20 protein-coding genes, 1 pseudogene and 1 riboswitch are annotated in these 21,469 nt (G+C 41.0%); of the genes and pseudogenes, 12 read left to right on the top strand and 9 right to left on the bottom strand.

Annotation, left to right across the window (positions count from 1 at the left end; translation table 11 throughout):
* Positions 1-119: 119 nt before the first annotated feature.
* Complete coding sequence (locus tag E2L07_RS11995; RefSeq protein ID WP_134228599.1) at positions 120-1,622, bottom strand: transposase; 1,503 nt, start codon at positions 1,620-1,622, stop codon at positions 120-122.
* 256 nt (positions 1,623-1,878) lie between these two features.
* Between E2L07_RS11995 and E2L07_RS11990 the strand changes: the two genes are divergently transcribed.
* The 8 genes from E2L07_RS11990 (at position 1,879) to E2L07_RS11960 (ending at position 8,349) form a co-directional block, all read left to right on the top strand.
* Entirely contained in the window at positions 1,879-2,853 is a 975-nt protein-coding gene (locus E2L07_RS11990) for a 2-hydroxyacid dehydrogenase (RefSeq protein WP_010899455.1), read from the top strand.
* 92 nt (positions 2,854-2,945) lie between these two features.
* Positions 2,946-4,136 carry a MalY/PatB family protein gene (locus E2L07_RS11985; RefSeq protein ID WP_338121499.1) on the top strand — a complete coding sequence of 397 codons (1,191 nt, stop codon included), beginning with the start codon at positions 2,946-2,948 and terminating at the stop codon, positions 4,134-4,136.
* A 55-nt stretch (positions 4,137-4,191) separates the two neighbouring features.
* Positions 4,192-4,338, top strand: a complete 147-nt coding sequence (locus tag E2L07_RS11980; RefSeq protein ID WP_134229664.1) for a sporulation histidine kinase inhibitor Sda — start codon at positions 4,192-4,194, stop codon at positions 4,336-4,338.
* Positions 4,339-4,451: 113 nt separating this feature from the next.
* Positions 4,452-4,595: a hypothetical protein gene (locus E2L07_RS20820; protein WP_010899452.1), complete on the top strand. Its 144-nt coding sequence runs from the start codon at positions 4,452-4,454 to the stop codon at positions 4,593-4,595.
* 343 nt (positions 4,596-4,938) lie between these two features.
* Entirely contained in the window at positions 4,939-5,427 is a 489-nt protein-coding gene (locus E2L07_RS11975; protein WP_010899451.1) for a YwpF-like family protein, read from the top strand.
* Positions 5,428-5,567: 140 nt separating this feature from the next.
* Positions 5,568-6,779, top strand: a complete 1,212-nt coding sequence (locus E2L07_RS11970) for a bacillibactin exporter BcbE (protein ID WP_134229663.1) — start codon at positions 5,568-5,570, stop codon at positions 6,777-6,779.
* Positions 6,780-6,848: 69 nt separating this feature from the next.
* Positions 6,849-7,322 carry an RNA deprotection pyrophosphohydrolase gene (gene ytkD / locus E2L07_RS11965; protein WP_053430447.1) on the top strand — a complete coding sequence of 158 codons (474 nt, stop codon included), beginning with the start codon at positions 6,849-6,851 and terminating at the stop codon, positions 7,320-7,322.
* A gap of 229 nt (positions 7,323-7,551) precedes the next feature.
* Entirely contained in the window at positions 7,552-8,349 is a 798-nt protein-coding gene (locus tag E2L07_RS11960; protein WP_233443846.1) for an alpha/beta hydrolase family protein, read from the top strand.
* 33 nt (positions 8,350-8,382) lie between these two features.
* Here the strand turns inward: E2L07_RS11960 and E2L07_RS11955 are convergent, their stop codons facing one another.
* Together E2L07_RS11955 and E2L07_RS11950 are read right to left on the bottom strand one after the other, a co-directional pair.
* Positions 8,383-9,243, bottom strand: coding sequence for a VOC family protein (locus tag E2L07_RS11955; protein ID WP_134229685.1), 861 nt, complete (start codon positions 9,241-9,243; stop codon positions 8,383-8,385).
* Between the two features lie 26 nt (positions 9,244-9,269).
* Positions 9,270-9,659, bottom strand: a complete 390-nt coding sequence (locus tag E2L07_RS11950; protein ID WP_010899445.1) for a DoxX family protein — start codon at positions 9,657-9,659, stop codon at positions 9,270-9,272.
* Between the two features lie 148 nt (positions 9,660-9,807).
* Here E2L07_RS11950 and E2L07_RS11945 point away from each other — a divergent pair, with 148 nt between their 5' ends.
* Entirely contained in the window at positions 9,808-10,131 is a 324-nt protein-coding gene (locus E2L07_RS11945) for a winged helix-turn-helix transcriptional regulator (RefSeq protein ID WP_010899444.1), read from the top strand.
* Positions 10,132-10,461: 330 nt separating this feature from the next.
* On the opposite strand, the gene pckA is transcribed toward E2L07_RS11945, so the two are convergent.
* Positions 10,462-12,045: a phosphoenolpyruvate carboxykinase (ATP) gene (gene pckA, locus E2L07_RS11940; protein WP_134229661.1), complete on the bottom strand. Its 1,584-nt coding sequence runs from the start codon at positions 12,043-12,045 to the stop codon at positions 10,462-10,464.
* A 248-nt stretch (positions 12,046-12,293) separates the two neighbouring features.
* Here pckA and E2L07_RS11935 point away from each other — a divergent pair, with 248 nt between their 5' ends.
* The 3 genes and pseudogenes from E2L07_RS11935 to E2L07_RS11925 form a co-directional block, all read left to right on the top strand.
* The gene (locus tag E2L07_RS11935) at positions 12,294-12,650 is read left to right on the top strand and encodes a hypothetical protein (RefSeq protein ID WP_053430453.1); all 357 of its coding nucleotides are present in this window, start codon (positions 12,294-12,296) and stop codon (positions 12,648-12,650) included.
* 113 nt (positions 12,651-12,763) lie between these two features.
* A riboswitch (SAM riboswitch) is annotated at positions 12,764-12,876 on the top strand.
* Positions 12,877-13,030: 154 nt separating this feature from the next.
* On the top strand, positions 13,031-14,230 hold the full coding sequence (gene metK / locus E2L07_RS11930; RefSeq protein WP_134229660.1) for a methionine adenosyltransferase: 1,200 nt from the start codon (positions 13,031-13,033) through the stop codon (positions 14,228-14,230).
* Between the two features lie 167 nt (positions 14,231-14,397).
* A pseudogene (locus E2L07_RS11925) lies at positions 14,398-15,555 on the top strand (ISL3-like element IS652 family transposase); the annotation flags it as partial.
* Here the strand turns inward: E2L07_RS11925 and E2L07_RS21250 are convergent.
* The 5 genes from E2L07_RS21250 to E2L07_RS11900 form a co-directional block, all read right to left on the bottom strand.
* Positions 15,543-15,929, bottom strand: a complete 387-nt coding sequence (locus E2L07_RS21250; RefSeq protein ID WP_243854950.1) for a ZIP family metal transporter — start codon at positions 15,927-15,929, stop codon at positions 15,543-15,545. The pseudogene E2L07_RS11925 and the gene E2L07_RS21250 sit on opposite strands and share 13 nt — an antisense overlap.
* A 403-nt stretch (positions 15,930-16,332) precedes the next feature.
* Entirely contained in the window at positions 16,333-17,751 is a 1,419-nt protein-coding gene (gene lpdA, locus E2L07_RS11915; protein WP_134229659.1) for a dihydrolipoyl dehydrogenase, read from the bottom strand.
* Between the two features lie 235 nt (positions 17,752-17,986).
* Positions 17,987-20,152 carry a heavy metal translocating P-type ATPase gene (locus E2L07_RS11910; RefSeq protein ID WP_134229658.1) on the bottom strand — a complete coding sequence of 722 codons (2,166 nt, stop codon included), beginning with the start codon at positions 20,150-20,152 and terminating at the stop codon, positions 17,987-17,989.
* Positions 20,145-20,510, bottom strand: coding sequence for an ArsR/SmtB family transcription factor (locus E2L07_RS11905; RefSeq protein ID WP_134229657.1), 366 nt, complete (start codon positions 20,508-20,510; stop codon positions 20,145-20,147). Before E2L07_RS11905 ends, E2L07_RS11910 begins: the two co-directional genes overlap by 8 nt.
* Before the next feature lie 309 nt (positions 20,511-20,819).
* Positions 20,820-21,469 (bottom strand): ISL3 family transposase (locus E2L07_RS11900; protein ID WP_134229478.1); only part of this gene is annotated, 650 nt, incomplete at its 5' end.

Here is a 21,469-nt window from a genome sequence, read left to right as displayed (position 1 = left end):
AAATGAACCAAAATTACTGGAAATTGGATTGGAATGGCCTGCACACTCATTATTTTCATTGTATTTTCAAAAATGTGCATGACAAAGAAACCTATTGCCATTATTTTTTTAAAAATTGACTAGGCGGCTTTAGGAAAGATGATTTCTTCAATATTTAACTGCTCTTTCTGACTGCTGTACCAAGCATCGATGTGCTGACACATCATTATGGCGTATAGGCGAATGTACCACATTTTTGTTGACCGGTGGCGTCCAGATTCCAAGTGATAATCTATTTTTTCTCTTTTATTAGAACGTTCAACAGAGGTTCTTCGTTTGTATATAAGTTTCCACTTTTCAGAGGACCTTGGTGTTTTGGTAAATAATCGTAGATTATCCTCTCTGAATGTATGGAATGTCCGACCATATTTTGCTTTTGAACACGGTGATGAGCATGTATTTTTGGTACCGCAAGCAAGTGGACAACGCCATTTTTGCCGATTTTGAGATTTGTCAAACCCGTTGGGCTTCATCTCCTTCCCAATCGGACAGATTGGAACACCTGTTGGAGATATTTGAATATCACTTTCTGTACTAAAGTTCTTCTTTGTTCGAACATTTAAATCGATGAAGGGTTCCACATTTTGATGTTCAAGTAGCTCATAAATGGCCTCAGCATCGTGCGCTGCATCAAGAAGAATTTTATCAATCGTGCCCAAGGTGTACCGTTGCGAAAATTCAATTGAACTAACCACTAGGCTGACTGAATCATGCCGGGAAGCAGGATGCAGCCGTGGATATAGCGGTAAGTCGTATTGGCTATCGCTAGTGGATATCATGTAGAGATGATATCCGTTGAAGTACTTTTCCTTAGAACTATCCCAGCCTGAGTCGATGTCGGGTTGTGAATACTGGCGTGGGTGAGTACAGTTCGTTAGTCCTTGGGCACTACAATTACAGGTTGATTTACTTCTCGGGTACCTAGCTGTTTCAATTGGTGTCCCATCTCCAACTACACCTAGAGCTTCGGGATCCCCAAGAAGACCAAGTTTCGTAGAAACCGCTAAAAATTGGGATTGAAAAAACTCAAATAATCGGTCTCCTGGCAGTTGTTTTTGTTTGGAACCATAACGCATTGCCCGATCAACGAGTTTACGAACAATTCCGGGATTCTTAGGTTCAGCTTTTTCACCCTTTTTAGGCTTCTTTTTCTTTTTTGACTTTTTCTTTTTAGGTTTGACCTTCGGCATAACATTCGGGCTTTCGAAGGCCCATAAACGTTTGAAAAAGTCTTCAAATGTTCCAACACCTGGTGTGTCACCGGGTTCAAAACCGCTAAGAATTGCATACAACGGAACGCGACGAAGTTGATCAACCCAATGAGTAATACCTTTTGTAGGTTGAACAAATAATGAAAGCAGATAAGAACGCATCATAGAAGCAGGGTCACGAGGCTTTGGTCCCTTTTTGGAATAGGAATCACCAAGCCATGTAGTTACCGAAGAGAGATCAGTTATCCAAAGCTTTTTAATTACTGGCCAATCCTTATTAACAAGGGTAAGAATGCCGCCAGAATAATGGGCATTTAACTGATTTAGAACGAAGTTTTGATAAGTTTCGTGTGCAATAAACGTTGGTTTCATTTTGGCACCTCAATCACAAGTAGTAAGGGAAAATAATCCCTTCACCGGCGATTATTGTGGTGTTTTTGAAAAGTCAAGTGTTTCTTGTCGAATTCGAGAAAATATTTTGATAATTAATTTCCAGTTTTAAAAAATGAACATTAAAAAATCCCACCTAAAATAGGAGGGATGAAATAAATTGGTTTGAGGAAAATCCTTGAACCACAAAGCTCGGCGAATGCCGAGAGTCTATTAATGAGGAAGGAGGAGATGATTGGTGAGGCTATTGTTTACACGTGCTCTTGATCCAGAGTGGATTGAACCGCTCAAAGATGAGCATGACATTCGCATGTGGACGGAAGAAAATATACCGATGCCGCGGGAGCTTTTTTTAAAAGAGCTTGAAGAAGCCGACGGTGTATTTACGAATTTAACGGATCGTTTTGATGTAGAAGCATTTGAGCGGGCGAAACGACTTAAAGTCGTAAGTACGATGGCTGTTGGGTACGATAATATTGACATCAAAGAAGCGACAAAACGCGGGGTTTCTGTTGGACATACGCCGGGGGTTTTAACCGAGGCTACGGCTGATTTAACGTTTGCTCTCCTTATGGCCACAGGTCGTCGATTGCGCGAAAGCATCGATTATGTGCGAAATGACCAATGGAAAAGCTGGGGCCCCTTTATGTTAACGGGTCAGGCCATTTATGGAACGACATTGGGGATCATTGGAATGGGGCGAATTGGCCAAGCGGTAGCCAAACGGGCGAAGGGCTTCAATATGACGCTCCTCTATCATAATCGGAGCCGAAATGAACAGGCTGAAAAAGAGCTTGGCGCAACGTATTGCTCCCTTGATCACCTGTTAGCCAGATCTGATTACGTCGTCTTGTTGGCTCCTTCGACGGATGAAACGCGGAAGATGATGGGGCCAGCGCAATTTCAAAAAATGAAGTCGACCGCTCACTTCATCAATACATCAAGAGGAACAAATGTAGATGAACAAGCCCTATACCGTGCATTGACGGAAGGGTGGATCGCAGGAGCTGGTCTTGATGTGTATGAAAAAGAGCCAATTTCAGCCGATCATCCTCTCGTACAATTGCCGAATGTTGTGGCATTGCCCCACATCGGTAGCGCCGAAGTAGGCACGAGGCGAGAGATGGTGCGCTTAGCCATTGAAAATTTGCTTCTTGGGATCAAAGGAAAATCGTTAACCCATATAGCCAATCCAGAAGTACTTGAAAAATAAAAAGAGATTCTTTTAAAAAGATTGAATAGGTTAGGGGTTATGTTTTGCCCTTAAGACTGTTTCAATCTTAGGAAGAAAGGAGCGGAAATTTGTTGATCTCACGAACAGTCTTTGATCAAGTCATTGAACGAAAACAGACAGCCTCCGCCAAGTGGGACGCTGTAGATCAGTTATTTCAAGGAGAAGATCTCTTGCCTATGTGGGTGGCAGATATGGATTTTCGTGCACCACAGCCTGTGATCGATGCGTTAAAAGAACGAGTAGAGCATGGGGTTTTTGGCTATCCTGTTCATTCCCCGTCTGTTGACGCAGCCGTTAAACATTGGGTGAAACGTCATTATGATTGGGAGATTCGAGAATCAGATATTGTGTACACTTCAGGTGTCGTGCCGACGATTAGTTACATCATTGAAGCGTTCACAGCGGTAGGAGACGAAATCGTAATCCAAACCCCAGTGTATTACCCGTTTTATCAATTAGTGCTCAATAATGAGCGGACGCTCGTGAAAAATCCCCTTCGTTTTGATGGTGAAACCTATACGATGGATCTAGAGCATTTATCATCGGTCATCTCTGAAAAAACGAAGATGCTCATTCTATGCAACCCACATAATCCAGTCGGGCGTGTTTGGCGGAAAGAAGAATTAGAGAAGATTGCCGAGCTTTGCGTGAAACATGATTTGCTTCTCGTATCAGATGAAATTCATGCAGATTTGGTCTTTGAAGGGAAGAAACATATCCCAATTGCTTCATTATCAGCAGAGGTCGCGAGTCGCACATTTACATGTCTTGCCCCAAGTAAGACATTCAATTTGGCTGGCCTGCAAACATCCTATTGTGTCATTCGTAACGATAAGTACAGAGCTAGACTGCAAAAATATTTAAAAAATCGGTTTATGGGTATGTCGAACTCGTTTGCGGAGCTTGTCACAGAAGTTGCGTATAACCAAGGCGATGAATGGCTGTTAGCTTTACGGAAATACGTGTGGGACAATTATTTATATGTGAAGGACACGCTTGAGACTTCAATGCCAAGACTTTCCGTCCTTGAGCCAGAAGGAACGTACTTGTTGTGGATTGATTGTTCACGATTAGGGCTAACGGCAAGTGAACGAAAGAAATGGTTGGTAGATGAAGCGAAAGTAGCGATGAATCACGGTGAAATTTTCGGTGTAGAAGGGCAGTCGTTTGAACGGATGAATATTGCTTGTCCACGAGTAACGGTTGAAGAAGCCATGCGTCGACTAAAAAGAGCCTATGATGCTTTAACGTTTGACTCGTAAAGGGGAGTATAGAGACAAGATTATTTGATTACATGTGTGTGGAGGAAAGGTAAGAATGGATAACATTCATGATGATGTATTGATTGAAGCTTACGTTCGGGCTAAAGAGCTTAATTTAAAGCAAGATTTCATTGAATTATTAATGAACGAAATGGTACGTAGATGTTTGCCTTTTCAGGAAGAGGAAATTGTAAGAATATAAAAAAAATTCTTTATACAAGAAAGGGTTTTCAGCAGTAGATCACGAATCTTTATTTAAGAAATTCGCGCGATGTTCATTTGTCTTAGCAAGTCAGGTTAAAAGGAGACATGATCATGATGAGGCAAGAACTAACAAAGAGTTTAGTGGACGAGTGTCAAAGTAAACTTGATCGTGAGCTGACAAACAAAGAGCTGGAACTCATACAATGGATATCGGAACGTCAATTAGAACTACAATTTTCGCAAAAAAGTTCGTGATAAAAAGCTAAGCTCATTTTCCTAAACGAAGATGAGCTCTTTTTTTCACTTTAAAAACGTTAACTTCTCATAAAAGAAAACGGTCGTTCTCGCCATTAAGAGTCGCTGACACTTTAAGAAAAATAAACGAAGGTATTTAGCGCAGGGCGAAGGCTTTCTCATATAGTGGTCTACGTTCAGTCATTAGCGGTTCGCTAAGCTCACCGGGAATCCTCTTGCTTTTGTTGCTTTAAGCCTTGTTACGATTTAGCATGAGGGCATGGCGGACGTAAAATAAGCCGAATTTTTTGGACAGGGATTGTGGACATATGGTTTAATTGGAGTAACGAAAAGGAGGGCTTCCATGAAAACGTTTAAGCTTTATTCGCTTCATGTATGGAAAGAAGAGGGCGATGAGATTAAACATGTGGACGTATCCATTGAAGATGGGCTCATTATTAACATGGAAAACAAGAAAAAAATGTGGCTCATCGATGCGGTTATGTCACAAGAGCAAGCGGCCTTTTTCCAAGAAATCAAACAGCAGGATCGGGATGTCATCGTTGAAGTTGTGATTACGAGTAAGAACAACTATCCGGCCACGATGATCACCCATGTCCGGAAAATGACACCATTAAAAGAGCAAGTGAGCGTTCTTTTAGAAGGGAAGTTATTACTGCAAAAAGAAGACGTCGTCGAGCATATGTTAAAAGAGCTCATCGATGAAGGGTATATGGGCCAGGAATTAATTGATGAATTTAAAACAAGACAAGGCTCTCAACAGACCCAATCGAATATCGTGTCAAACGGATTGTACCGTTCCTTAAAGGAGAGCGATCACTATCGGTTATGATTTTGTAGACAAAAACGTCAGCGTCCATTTCAAAAGGAATGGACGCTTTTGCACTTTTACTAATCATGCATAGAACGCTTTAATGCCCCCATACTAACGATGTAGTGATTATGAAACAACGGAAAAGAGGAGAGCAGTTGATGAAGGACAAGAAAACATGGGCGCTTATGTCATTAGCTTCAATTCCTCTTGTGATGACGCTCGGTAACTCCATGTTGATCCCCGTGCTTCCTATCATAGAACGTGAGCTCGACATAAGCTCATTGCAAGTGAGCTTGTTGATCACAGTTTACTCAGTCGTCGCCATTATCTTCATTCCTATCGCTGGTTATTTGTCAGACATCATCGGGCGAAAGAAGGTCATTATTCCGAGTTTAATCCTTGCTGCAATCGGAGGTGTTATCTCTGGCTTTGCTGCATGGAAGTCTTCTTCGCCTTATACGATGATCCTTGTCGGAAGACTGTTGCAAGGAATCGGTGCTGCAGGGGCTGCCCCAATCGTCATGCCGTTAGTCGGTGACTTGTTTCAACAAGAAAAAGAAGTCAGCCGAGGGCTCGGAATTATTGAAACATCAAATACATTCGGAAAAGTATTAAGCCCGATTTTAGGCGCATATTTAGCGACGATTGTATGGTATCTTCCGTTTTGGGCGATTCCTCTTTTTTGCCTGTTCTCTATTTTACTTATGCTCTTTCTTGTGAAAACGGAAAAAGAGACGAAGGAGCCTGTTCCTTTTCAGACGTTTATTCAAACGATTAAAACGATTTTTAAGCGAGAAGGTCGCTGGTTGTTCGCAGTGTTTGTTGTCGGCTGTATTTGCATGTTTCTCTTATTTGGCATTCTTTTTTATTTGTCGACGATGCTGGAAGAGCGCTATCAAATTGAAGGTGTCAAAAAGGGGATTGTTTTAGCAATTCCGTTGGCCGCTCTTTGTATAGCGTCGCTGGCAACAGGGCGCTGGATTGAAGAGGATAAAGCGAAGATGAAATGGATGAGCGTGTTAGGTTTAGCATTACTAACCGCATCGACCGCGTGGATTATTTTTTCTGAGAGTATCTATGTATTGCTCGCAGGGCTTTTTATTAGCGGAATCGGAATCGGGATGACGCTTCCTAGTCTGGATGCTCTCGTGACAGAAGGAATTCACAAAGAACAGAGGGGAACGATCACTTCCTTATACAACAGCATGCGATTTGTTGGTGTTGCGTTTGGCCCGCCGCTTTTTGCCTTACTCATGAAAACATCCCATAGTATCACATTTATGGTCAATGCGATCACTGCTTTTCTTACGATGCTTCTCATTTTATGGGCGATTCGGCCGGAGGAAGGGGTCAAGCCTACATGGAGCTAAGGGAATAGTCAAATCTAAACGAATTCGCTATACTTATAGACAGCTACTTAGACGCAAGGAGCGTGTCTCATGGACGTATTCAACGATTATTACGGTTATCCCGTACGGCTTGCCTTTGATTCGACTCCTTTTTCGATAAATCCCCGACACGTTTGGGTCATCTGTCACATGGATGGTCAATGGTTACTAACGAATCATAAAAAACGTGGATTGGAGTTCCCAGGCGGAAAAGTCGAACATGGAGAAACACCAGAAGCCGCGGCTATACGAGAAGTAAAAGAAGAGACGGGAGCGACCGTTCGTTCTCTTACTTTTCTCGGTCAGTATGAGGTGACCCTTCCTAGCGAGCGGATCGTAAAAAACATTTATGCTGCGGACGTGCAAGTCCTTAGCAACCGGAACTCTTACTATGAAACAAACGGTCCGGTAAAGATAGCTGAGCTACCAGAAGCGATCGAAAAAGATCCCTCCTTCAGCTTTATTATGAAAGACCTTGTGCTAAGAAAAACACTAGATTACTTAAAACGAAAGCAGCTGTTTTAACAGGTGCTTTTTTCATCTTTCTATAAAATGTTCTATTCTAAATAAAAGGTCTTGCCCTTGACGTTACGTCAACAAGTAAGGTGGAGGGTGAAAGGAGGAACGTACGTATGAGTGAGAAAGGAAGAGCATTGAACGACAACAAGAAGCAAACGATTAGGTGAATGGTTTGGAAGGTTGAAAAAAATTTTGTATGATAACAGTGATTATAATTGAGGAAAGGACGACACCATTGACAAAGTTACTCAAAAAGCAGTTCGTTCCGTCTCCCAGTCCCCATATCCGTCTATCCCTTATTTCGTATGAGGTGGGAGGACTAATTGTAAAAGGATATATGGCAGAGCCAAAGACAGAAGAACCACTGCCTGGTTTGTTGTATTTACGAGGGGGGATTAAGCGAGTCGGGATGGTTCGACCAGCACGTATGATTCAGTGGGCAATGGAAGGGTTTATTGTCGTCGCTCCTTTTTATCGAGGAAATTGGGGTGGGGAAGGTCAGGAGGACTTTGCTGGAGTGGATCGAGAAGATGCCTTTGCTGCGTTTGACCTGCTAGCAGAACATCCGAATGTGATCCCGTCACAAATTCATGTTTTCGGTTTTTCTCGTGGCGGAGTGATGGCTCTCCTTTGTGGCATTTACCGACCGGTAGCCTCTGTCACAACATGGAATGGTGTATCTGATATGGTTCTTACGTATGAGGAGCGGGTTGATTTAAGGCGGATGATGAAACGTGTCATTGGCGGTACCCCTGGGAAAAAGCCCGCTGCTTATGCGGCGCGAACACCGTTACATGAAATCGCTCTTATCACTGCTCCTGTATTAATTGTTCACGGGAAGTTAGACGAGCATGTATCGTTTGAGCATGCGAGACGGTTGGAAGCACGGCTAATAGAAGAAGGGAAGCCGTATGAAGCTTGGTATTTCCCAGCATACTCGCATCAATTTCCCGCCCAAGAACATCGAAAAATATTGACGAAAGCCGCGAATTGGATGAAGCAGCATAATACACAACCAACGAGACCTTCTTAACAAGAGGTCTCGTTGCTTTAAATAAGAAAATGATTAGGAGGCATCTACAAGTAGACGAATATGATTGCCTGAAGGATCGATCACCCATTCTTCACCATGCTTCCGTTCGACTTGAAACCCGATCGTTTCTAGTCGATTGACCGTTTTTGCCCTAACCTCTTCACTCGGATACGTAAGTGAAAACCACTTCAGGCCAACGCTATGTTCAGGAGGCGTAGGGGCACCTACACCGTTCCACGTGTTTAAGCCTATATGGTGATGATAGTTGCCGGTCGAAATGAACAAAGCTTGATTCCCTAATCGGGCAACAACGTTAAACCCTAATCCTTCAATGTAAAAAGTTTCAGCCTCGAACAAATTTGCCACGTGGAGATGAATATGCCCCAAGATTGTTTCAGGGGGGAGTGCCGTCCAAGGCTCATCTTTGCCTTCGGCTAGTAAGTTCTCCGCATGGATTGGTTCGGTACTCATCTTGACTTCCCCGTTGCTCCAATCCCATGATGAAGACGGCCGATCGGCATACACTTCAACTCCATTCCCATCCGGATCAGCAAAATAAATCGCTTCGCTCACAAGGTGGTCAGATGCCCCTTGCAATGGGTACCCTGATTGTAGCAAATGGTTGAGAAATCTCCCTAAATCAGCACGGCTCGGCAATAATAGGGCAAAGTGATAAAGTCCTGTGGTTCGTGGTTGTTTTGCAATCACCGGATCTGGTTGCTCTATAACTAAAAGAGGCGTACGACCGTTTGCTGTAAGGGTAGCCGATCGCTCCGAGCGCTCTAACACTTGAAAGCCAATGATTTCTTGATAAAACGTTAACGCACGTGATAAATCACTTACCTTAATGTTCACTAGATCGACAAAGGTGTTTGGCTGACGGTGGAACGCCATCATAAGTGCCTCCAGTCTTTTTTTGCTTATTTTTTGGATGTAAAAAGAATGTTATCCAATGCTAAAGGAGCCGTTTTTGCGAGTGCAAAATAAACAGAAATGGCGAGCAAGGCAACATCTAGTTCATATCCACCTAAGAATCCTGCAGGCCATTTGACCGTCGCAATCGCGCCAACCATAATGATAGCGAATAAAATGGAAACATATTTTGTCCCAACACCTAATAGAACGGCTAATCCCCCGACAAGCTCTACAATTGCTACCACATAGGCAAGAAAGCCAGGAATTCCGATGCTATCAAAAAATCCTACCGTCTGACCGATCCCGTCTTGAAATTTCACGAGACCGTGAATGAAAAATGTGACTCCTAAAAATAAACGTAAAAGTAGTATGCCGATTTCTTCTTTTGTTAGCATATGATTGTATTCCTCCTATGAAATTAAAGTTAATTAATTACTTTGTGTAAGTAAGTATATAATCATAATTAAATGACGGTCAAGTACATTTCGTTAAATTTGTAATCAGCTTTAGTATGGGATAAGATAACAGTAGAGGTGAGTTAAAATGAATCAGTCGAACTTGTGTCCGCGATTTGAAAAAGCGATTACGATTCTAAGTCAACGGTGGACGGGCTTGATCATTTATCAATTACTATCAGGGCCACAGCGCTTCAGGGCAATTGAGTCGTCTCTTCCGATAAGCGGTCGAGTGCTTTCCGAAAGATTGAAGGATTTGGAGCAGCACGGGATTGTTAAACGTGACGTATATCCGGAGACGCCTGTTCGGATTGAATATTCCTTAACGGAAAAAGGATTAGCGCTGGAACCGGTCTTAAAAAAAGTCGAAGCATGGTCTCAAGAATGGCTAGATGTAGAGGAGCCCTCATAAACACTTCTTTGACTGTCTCATAGATGAAACATTACCGCTATACGCTTTGCTTTTATATAAAAACCACCTGTCAAATGACCGACAGGTGGTATTACCTTTTGGAATTGTAGAGAAATATTACAAGACAAGATCTAAATTTTCTCTCGTTTATAGCCTAGTTATTTTTGATAGGATGAATGAAAGAAATATAGAGCATTAAAAGATACCATTAGAGCCAATCCCTTTTAAGGACAAGGTTTTGGCTGTCAACATGATTCTGGAATAGAAGGACCTGTCGTTTCGCTTGAATGACCTCGGCAACTAATGTTTGCCGAGGTCATTCTGTAATGGCTAAATACTTGGTCCTGCTTTTTGAATCGCTTCACTTACGTTCGTGAACCGTTTAAAATTTTCGATAAATTGCTTTGCGAGCTCCTGTGCTTTTTCGTCATACTTTTCTTTGTCGTCCCATGTGTTTCGAGGCTGGAGGACAAAGTCTGGTACCGCAGGACAACGCGTTGGGATATGCAGGCCAAATACCGAATCGGTGATCGTTTCAACCGTATTTAATTCCCCTTGAAGAGCTGCTTGAACCATCGCCCGTGTGTAGCTGAGCTTCATGCGTTGACCGACACCGTAAGGTCCTCCTGACCAACCGGTATTAACGAGGAACACTTGAACTTCGTATTGGGCTATTTTCTCCCCTAGCATCTCCGCATATCGAGCTGCTGGTAATGGTAAAAACGGTGCGCCAAAGCAAGTGGAGAATGTCGCTTCAGGTGACGTGACCCCTCGTTCCGTTCCAGCAAGCTTGCTCGTGTATCCTGATAAGAAATGGTACATCGCTTGTTCAGGAGTAAGTTTGCTTATTGGAGGCAGCACGCCAAAGGCATCAGCCGTCAAAAAAATAATCGTGTTCGGATGACCTGCGACGCTTGGGATCACACTGTTTGGAATCGCTTCAAGAGAATAAGCTGCCCGTGTATTTTCGGTTAACGATGTATCGTTGTAATCCGGTAGCCCTGTTTTTTCGTCAACGATGACATTTTCAAGAACGGAGCCAAAGCGGATCGCATTCCAAATTTGCGGTTCTTTTTCGTAGGATAGGTTAACACATTTGGCATAGCAGCCGCCTTCAATGTTAAAAACGCCACGCTCCGACCAGCCATGCTCATCATCACCGATGAGTTTGCGGTTTGGATCAGCTGATAGGGTTGTTTTTCCTGTACCCGACAACCCGAAAAATAGAGCGACATCACCTTCTACCCCAACATTGGCTGAACAATGCATCGATAAGACATCTTGCTCTGGAAGGAGGTAGTTCATAACAGAAAAAATTGACTTTTTCATTTCTCCTGCGTATTCCGTTCCACCAATAAGGACGATACGCTCTTCAAACGAGATGATCACAAATGCTTCCGATCGTGTGCCATCTACCGACGGATCAGCTTTAAAACCTGGCGCTGAGACGATTGTAAACTCAGGTGTATGTTGCGTTAACTCTTCAGTTGTTGGCTGAATGAACAGCTGTTGAGCGAATAAATTGTGCCATGCAAATTCGTTTACGACTTGAAGGGGAAGACGATACGTCTTGTCAGCCCCTGCAAAACCGCGAAATTCAAACAATTCATCTTTATCAGCTAAGTACGTAAGAACTTTTTCGTATAAATGTAGAAACGTTTCCTTTTCAATGGCTTGGTTGACTTGTCCCCATTCGATTTTTTCATGGACAGAAGTCTCATCCACGATAAATTTATCTTTTGGTGAGCGTCCTGTATAAGCCCCTGTAGCTACTGTTAACGCACCAGTATCAGTCAGCCTTCCTTCGCCACGAAGCAATGATTTCTCCACTAAAGTAGAAGCTGGTGCATTTTTTAAGACGTGCTGGTCGCCCAGCAATTGTTCAAGACGTGTTGTAGTTGATATCGTATTCATGCAAGCAGACCCCTCTTCCTAAAAAGAATGTCATGATTTTTATTTAGTATAACACATTTAAATGAATAGTCTATACTATTATTAAAAAATGATAAATGTGACACTTTTTAAATAAAATTAGCTATACATCTTAAGGGAAGTAATGTTCTGCCATTAAGGCTTAGCTTTAGCTAAGTTTTCCTAAAAGGTTCCCCTTTAAGTGAGAGATGCATACGATACAGAAGCATCGGCTTAAGGAGGCTTTTAGCATGCAGGATGTATTTATTCTCGACATTGCAACAATAGCCGCGGTGGTGGCAGCCCTTGTGACCGTCGTCGGCAATGCGGTGAATATGGATAAAAATTATCGTTCGCTGCTTGCTGTTGCAATTGCTTCGGTTCTTTGGTTTTTGCCGAAAGAATGGGGAGAGCAGGTCATTATTGCACTAATCATCGGGTTAACTGCTAGCGGAGTGTACAGCCAAGTAAAACCGAGGGATAATGCAAATGAATTATTACGACTGCAAATGCGAGAAGAAATCAGGCAAGAGATGGAAGAGCATAAGAGTCGTGAGGACCGTCTCCATTCAGAAGAAGAAAATTCACAGCAAACTCGAAAAGAATAGTTGACCATTTTTTCGTCATGAATAACAAGACAAAAGAATGAACATTTTAATAAACAATGATTACCATATTGACACAGTGCCCAATCTACGTTATGATATGTCGCGAACGGATACTCTTATCCAGAGTTGGTGGAGGGACAGGCCCGAAGAAACCCCAGCAACCAACACCTGTTAAACAAAGGTGAAAAGGTGCTAACCTGCAAGGCGTTGCCTTGAAAGATAAGAGGCGAAAGGTATGTTAATTAACCCTTTTCCTCATAATGGAAAAGGGTTTTCCTCATTTTTATACTTTTGCAAGTGTGCTGTGGAGAATGAGTGCCGTATCATGTTTTGCGCAGCCTGCCGTTGGTAAGGGTGTGCTTAAGGGAGGATATTCGTAAATGGCAGATACAAGAAGTCGTCGCTTATTTACATCAGAGTCTGTTACAGAAGGACATCCTGATAAAATTTGTGACCAAATTTCTGATTCCATTCTTGACGAAATTTTAAAGGAAGATCCGAACGCTCGTGTGGCATGTGAAACATCTGTTACGACTGGTTTGGTTCTCGTTGCTGGAGAAATTACGACGAGCACATACGTCGATATTCCTAAAGTCGTACGTGACACCATTAGAAATATAGGATACACTCGTGCAAAATATGGCTTTGATTCGGAGACGTGCGCGGTGTTAACGTCAATCGATGAACAATCACCAGATATTGCTCAAGGTGTTAACCAAGCGCTTGAAGCCCGTGAAGGTCAAATGACCGATGCTGAGATTGAAGCGATTGGCGCAGGTGATCAAGGGTTGATGTTCGGTTATGCGAACAATGAAACGCCTGAACTCATGCCACTACCTATTTCTTTAAGTCATAAACTAGCTCGCCGTTTATCAGAGGCACGGAAAGATGAAATCCTTCCATACTTACGTCCAGACGGAAAAACGCAAGTCACAGTTGAGTACGATGAAAACGATCAGCCTGTTCGCATTGATACCATTGTGATTTCAACACAACACCATCCGGAAGTGACGCTGGAGCAAATTGAAAGCGACCTAAAACAGCATGTCATTCGTTCGGTTGTCCCAGAAGAGCTGATGGATGAAGAAACGAAATACTTTATTAACCCAACAGGCCGGTTTGTGATCGGTGGCCCTCAGGGAGATGCTGGTTTAACGGGACGTAAAATTATCGTTGATACGTATGGTGGATATGCTCGTCACGGCGGTGGTGCGTTTTCTGGAAAGGACCCAACGAAAGTCGACCGTTCTGGAGCATATGCGGCTCGATATGTAGCAAAAAATATTGTAGCCGCTGGTTTAGCCGACAAGTGTGAAGTCCAGTTAGCTTATGCGATCGGGGTTGCCAAGCCAGTGTCGATTTCGATTGATACATTTGGAACTGGTCAAGTGTCAGAGGCACGTTTAGTAGAGCTTGTACGGGAACACTTTGACCTTCGCCCAGCGGGGATTATTAAAATGTTAGATCTTCGTCGTCCAATCTACAAACAAACAGCGGCATACGGTCACTTTGGGCGAACCGATGTTGAGTTGCCGTGGGAGCAAACAGATAAAGCTGAAATTTTACGCCAACAAGCGTAGGGGAGAAAGATGACTTCATGATGAGTGGAGTCATCTTTTTTCTTTTGGCTCTATAATATTTGTTGGGGTTAAGAAACAAATATGAGCAAAAAAAAACACGCAAACATCCAATTCTTTTATACTTGAGTTGACTAGAAACAAGTTTGAAAGAATGGAGTTGCGTGCATATGAATTTTACCATGAATTTTCCTGGGTTAAAAGATACATTCATTACCAAGGTTGAAGAGGTTGGAGAGATCGTGCGTCTTTATGTGGAGATGGAGCGGAAAGTACACCGTTGTCCTAAATGTCAGAAGAGGACAAAAAAAGTTCATGATTATCGTATTCAAAAGATCAAACATTTAAAGTGGTTTGAAAGGCAAACACAGATTTTTTATAAGAGACGTCGTTATGTTTGCGCTTGTGGGAAGAGATTCGCCGAGAATAATTCGTTTGTAGAACGATACCAACGTACTTCTATTGAGTGGAACCAGGCAGTTGCTATTCGAGCGATCAAAGGAAAAACGTTTAAAGAAACAGCTGAGAATTATGGAAGTTCTGCCACAACCATCGTTCGCCGGTTTGACCAAATTTCAAGCAGTGAAATTCGTCCCGTAGAGGAATTGCCAGCTATTATTGCCATTGATGAGTATAAAGGAGATACAAAGGAAGGAAAATATCAGCTGATTATAGCTGACGCAGTGACAAAAGAGCCCTTAGATATTCTGCCGAACCGTTATAAGCGTACGATTAAAGATTACTTAAGAAGACATGGAAGTAAGGTCCAGATGGTGATTATGGATATGAGTCCATCCTTTAAAGCTGCTGTTCAAGAGGCTCTGGGAAGGCCAGTTATCATTGCAGATCGATTCCACTTTTGTAGATATATCTACTGGGCACTTGACGGAGTAAGGAGAAGAGTACAAAAGGATTTTCATGCATATGACCGCAAGAAGTGTAAGCGAATGAAACATGTATTCCACAAGGAAAACAGCAGGTTGACAGAGGAAGAGCGTTGGTACTTGGATCGTTACTTAAAAATGTCAACAGAGCTTCAAAAGGCTTATGAATTAAAGGAAGCTTATCAGGACTGGTTTAAACGTTCCAAAGAAATAGGGGCAACCCAAATAGAAAGAGTCAAAAAGGAATTAAAAGCGATCTATAAATTAGTTAAGAATTCAGGGATACCAGAAATGTGCAGAGCTATAGGCACCTTCGAAAACTGGCAGACGGAAATTTTAAATAGCTTTGCGTATGGTTATTCAAATGGATTTTTAGAAGGGATTAATAATTCCACAAAGGTACTAAAGCGAAATGCATTTGGTTTTAGAAGCTATGAACGCTTTACGGAGAACCAAAAGAAAAGAATAATAGGCCTATCCTCTGTCGCATTTACAACAGGTAATAAATCTGTTAAAGCTATGTATAAAAATATACCTGCAGTTAATGAAAGCGAAATGGCAAGTAGGCTACTTTGTAAAGAAACTAGTTCTGTTAGAAACAAAGCTGCTGTAGCCCCCACTATGGTAGATAAACCTAATAAAACAGCTGCACCTATAGCTTTCTTTTTGCTTTTCAAGCTTGCAAATACAATGGAAGATATAGTTAAACCATCAGGTATCTTATGTAGTAGGACACCGATTAATACGACAAAACCTAATTCGCTGTTTATTGCAAAACTAGCTACAATTGATAACCCATCAAAAAAAGTGTGTATCATCATGCCTATTAATGCACCATACATTGTAGTATGGGTTTGAGATTGATGTGTTTTTTCTCCAAAATGAAAATGTGGTGCTACCAGCTGTTGAAATAAAAATATAATGCCAAAACCTAAAATTATATAAATTGAACTTGATTCCATTATTTCTAAAGCTTCTGGTACTAGATCCATAATTGTAATTGAGAAAAGTAATCCGGAACTTAGAGCCATTAGAGCATATATACTTCTTCTGTACCAATTTTTCTTAAGAAAAATAACAAAACCGCCCAAAACATTAGCTAAAGCTGCCGTTATTAGATAAAAAATGATTTCCTTTAATCGTCACTCCAAAATAAATAATTCGACCTGCACGTATGATTGTGCAGGCCTAGTTAAATTAAATATGCTCTAACTGTTTGAATTATTTTTTATTCAACATATGAATAGCATGTCCCATAACGCCTTCAGCTGCTTCCATGAGTGGTTCAGGTAAAGTTGGGTGTGCATGAATTGTAAGGCTGAGATCTTCTGCCGTTGCCCCTGACTCAATTGCAAAAACGGCTTCAGCAATAAGAGATGATACTTCTGGCCCTACCATCTGTACACCTAAAACCCGATTAGATTCTTTATCCGCCACAACTTGTACAAAACCATCGGCATCCGAAACAGATAAAGCTCTGCCGTTAGCTTGGAATGGAAAACGACTAGAAACCGTTTCATATCCTTCTTCCTTTGCTTCCTTCTCCGTTAAACCTGTATAGGCTACTTCAGGATCGCTAAAAATAACAAAAGGCATTGCCTGAAAATCAATTACACTTTTTAGCCCACTTATTACCTCTGCAGCTATCTTACCTTCATAACTAGCTTTATGAGCAAGGAGGTAACCACCAGCACAGTCCCCGATCGCATATACATGTTCAACATTTGTTTGGCATGTATCATTTATCTTAATAAAACCGCGTTGGTCTAATTCAACCCCGATATTTTCCAATCCAACTTTTCCTGTGTTCGGTTTTCTTCCAATGGAGACTAAGCAATAATCCCCTTTAATTATCTCTTCCTTCCCATTAACCTGAACTTGGACATTTACTTCATCGCCTGTATTTTCTCCTCCTTGGACTAAAGCATTCGTTATAACTGTGATTCCAAGTTCCTTTAAATGACGTTTTACTACATTTGTAAGCATAGGGTCCGTACCTGGAAGAATTGTATCTGATCCTTCAAGGATGGTCACTTTAGCTCCAAATTTAGCATAAGCAGTACCCAATTCCAAACCAATATAACCACCACCTACTACAACTAAATGTTTTGGTACTTCTTGAAGCATCAATGCCTCAGTTGACGAGATAATTCTTTTTCTATCAAATGGCATACTTTTTAACTCAGTAGGTAATGATCCTATCGCAAGGATTAAGTCTTTGTATGAAAAGAATTTTTCTTCGTTACCAATTTTGATTTTGGCAACATAGGGTTCAGTAAGATAAGCTTCCCCACTAATGACCTCCACTCCATTGCCTTTCAGTAAAGTCCGAACTCCATTCGTTAGTTTATTTACTATACCGTCCTTCCACTTCACTACTTCTAGCATCTCTACTTCAACTTCACCAGAAACCTTTATTCCCATTGAATTGGCATGTTTTATGTGTTTTACTCGTTCAGAAGCACTAATAAGAGCCTTTGAAGGTATACAACCACGGTTAAGGCAAACCCCTCCTAGTTCTGCTTTATCCACCAAAACCACTTTTTTCCCTAACTGAGCAGCACGTATGGCAGCTACATAACCTCCTGATCCTGCGCCTATAACTAACAGATCTACATCATTTTTTCCTTCAAAAGTCATTTCAGTTTCCTCCTTCGATTTTATAAAGAATGAAAAGAATTATTTTAAATTAAGGATGAAAGCATTTTTGTCCCATGCGGATACCAATATGTAATATAAAAGCTACTGTTTTACTTATACCCAATCTTTCCATTTTTAATTAGGCTGGATATTTAGAAGTTATACTATTAATGAGATCATTTTTAGAAAAGGGCTTTCCATTCTGTCTGGAAAGCCCTTTTTAGCCCTTTTCCCTTTATTCTTTCACTCTCATTAGTCGCAAACCATTTAGTGCTACCAGAAGGGTTGCACCCATATCAGAAAGGATAGCAATCCAGAGAGTTAACCAACCTGGGATAACCAATAGTAAGGCAATAAATTTAATAGCAATTGCAAAAGTAATGTTAGCTTTGATTATATTTAGAGTTTTTCGGCTAAGTTTTACAGTGAATGGAAGTTTTCTTAGATCGTCACCCATTAGAGCGACGTCTGCCGTTTCCAGGGCTGTATCTGTACCAGCTCCACCCATTGCAATACCAACTGTTGAGGCCGCCAATGCAGGTGCATCATTGACACCATCTCCTACCATAGCTACGTTGCCATACTCAGATCTCAACTGTTTAATAAAGTCTAATTTGTCCTGTGGCATTAGTTCTGCCTCAATATCAGATACTCCAACCTGCCCTCCGATAGCATTAGCAGTACCTTTGTTATCACCTGTAAGCATAATTGTTTTTTTGATTCCAAGTTGATGTAACTTTTGAATAATTTCCTTACTTGATTCACGAACTTCGTCAGCAACTGCAATAACTGCAAGTATTTCTTTTTCGGTTCCAATAATCATGGCTGTTTTACCTTGATTTTGAAGAGTAGTAACATTTTGTTCTAATTCTTTATCGAAATCAGTAGTCAATAATTCCTTAAAGAGTTTCGGGCTACCGATATAATAAGTCGTCCCGTTTACAATACCTTTTATACCCTTACCTGTAATAGAAGAGAAGTCCTCTACCTGTACGTCAGAATAAGTAATGTTCTCCTCTTCTGCTTTTTTCATAATCGCAGATGCAAGTGGATGCTGAGAACGATACTCTAATGCAGTAATGATGGATAATAATTCTTTTTCATTCATCTGTTTATTCAACACATTATAATCAGTTACAGCTGGGACCCCTTTTGTTAAGGTACCTGTTTTATCAAATGCTATAGCCTTTAAGGCACCCATTTCTTCTAAATACACTCCGCCTTTTACAAGAACACCTTTTTTCGCAGCATTCCCTATCCCTGAAACAATAGAAATTGGAGTCGATATGACCAACGCACAAGGACAACCAACAACAAGAACAGCTAATCCTTGATAAACCCATGTTTCCCAACTGCCATCAAAGAATAAAGGAGGGACTATAGCAACTAATGCTGCAATGATCATAATGATCGGTGTGTAATATTTTGCAAATTTATCGACAAATGCTTGCGAAGGAGCACGTTCTCCTTGTGCTTCCTCTACAAGATGAATAATTTTAGAAATCGTTGTATCTTCTACAAGTTTCGTTACTTTTACTTCAAGTAATCCTTCTTCATTTAATGTACCTGCAAATACTTCATCATCAACTGTTTTCTCAACAGGGACTGATTCACCGGTAATAGCTGCTTGGTTGACTGCAGAGTAGCCACTTACGACTACACCATCCATCGCAATCTTTTGACCTGGTTTTACAATCATAATATCCCCAACAGCAATATCATCGACATGAATCATTATTTCTTGTCCATTACGTCTAACGAGTGCCTCTTTAGGAGCGATATCCATTAATGAACGAATCGATTGTCTTGCTCTGTCCATAGAGAATCGCTCAAGTGCTTCACTAATCGCAAAGAGAATAACAACAATGGCAACTTCTCCCCATTCACCAATAATGGCTCCACCTATAACAGCTACTGTCATAAGGGTTTTCATGTCAAATTCAAAGCGTAATAAGTTTTGCAAACCTACTTTAAAAAGCGACAATCCACCTACCAACATTGATGCTAAAAATAATAGGGTTGTAAGAAGATTTTCTTCTCCATTTACAAAGTAGGAGAGATAACCGAAAGCAAGGAACGAAGTTGAATAAAGTAATGTACTATACTTTTTATAAAATGGAACTTTTTCTTCTTTCGTATCTTCTTTTACCTCTTGTGAAACTTGGCGAGCAGATTTTTCAGGAGTCACTTTAAGATTCTCGAATGCACCGGCTTTTTCTAGTTCTTCAATTGTTGCATTACCGTAAACAGCAATTTTAGATGCACCAAAATTTACTTTTGCATCCTCTACTCCAGGAAGCTGTTTTACATTATTCTCGAATTTTCCTGCACAATTTGCGCATGTAAACCCCTGAACGCGGTAAACATTTTTTTCAGCCTCTAATGCTTTTGCTTCAGACAATTTTTACAACCTCCTTATGATGTGCAGATGCAACTTGTATTAGTTGCTTTACATGCTCATCATCTAATGAATAGTAGACTAACTTTCCTTCTTTTCGATAATTAGCTAATCCAAGATTTTTAAGTAACCTCAAATGATGAGATGTAGTGGCAGTTGTAGCACCAACAATATTTGCTACATCACATACACACAATTCATCTTCTAAAGAGAGACTATATGCAATTTTAATCCTAGTATCGTCTGATAATGCTTTAAAAATTTTGGCTACTTCCAAAGGATTTTGTTGGATTAGTTCATTTTTAACTCTTATGACTTTTTCGTCATCTATACACGTAACTTCACATGCATCATTTTGCAAGTTTTCCACCCCCACATCAATCAAATGTTTGTTTGATTATTATTATATGCAAACAAAAACAAATAGTCAAATATATGTTTGAATATAAATCAAAAAATATTTTTTATATTTTTGTCTCTTCACCACTTTCTGTGGTACACGCACAATTCCAGAAATAAAGTTAGCGAGATTAGATACTAATCTAGTCGAACTCCTTCATCTGCTTAGGCACCATTCAGTTGGTAGGTTGAAAGCGGTCAAGTGGGTTCCTTGACGGGTTTCAACCTACCAACTACCCTTTGGCTAGCTGATGAAGGAATTTGTAAGCTGTTAAGCTGCCTGTTTTTCATTAGTTTTTCCCGTACACTCCAAAAATACACGTAAGCGAAATCGTTGGATATTTCGAAAGCCATATGCTCGCCTTTTGATGTTTTTAATTTTATGGTTTGTTCCTTCAATTCGACCATTAGTGTACGGAGTGAGAAAGTACTGAAGGATAGATGCTTTCCACTTCTCCAGTGTTCTGGCAACCTCTTGATAAGCTCTAAATGGGCTTGCTTTTGCTTCATTGATCCAGTTATCTAATAGTTCTTCAGCTGTGTCATAGTCACTGGCTTGGTAGAAGTCACGGAATGATTCTTTTAAGTAGTAAGCCAAGGCCAATTCATCATGTTCGTCGAGCCATCCTTCTAGCTGTTGCTTTTGTTGTTCAGTTAGATTTTCGTAGCCTTTTAATAAGGCAAATCTACCTTTTTTAAGTGTTGGAAACCGTTTTCTAACTTGATCTAAAGCTTGAGTCACTTTTTGAACGACATGGTATTTATCAATGACAAGACAAGCAGCTGGAAATAGCGTTTGGATGGCTTTATGGAACGGCTTCCACATATCGACGACAACCGTTTCTACACACGACTGAGAGAGTAAGTTCTTTGTTAAAAGGAGTTGAGTGGATTCAAAGCTTCGGTTCTCTTCCATCGCTA

Source organism: Halalkalibacterium halodurans, assembly GCF_004376175.1.
In the GTDB taxonomy this organism is placed as follows: domain Bacteria; phylum Bacillota; class Bacilli; order Bacillales; family Bacillaceae_D; genus Halalkalibacterium; species Halalkalibacterium halodurans.
The sequence above is the reverse complement of the archived record's forward strand: the minus strand, read 5'-3'. Positions and strand labels throughout refer to the sequence as shown.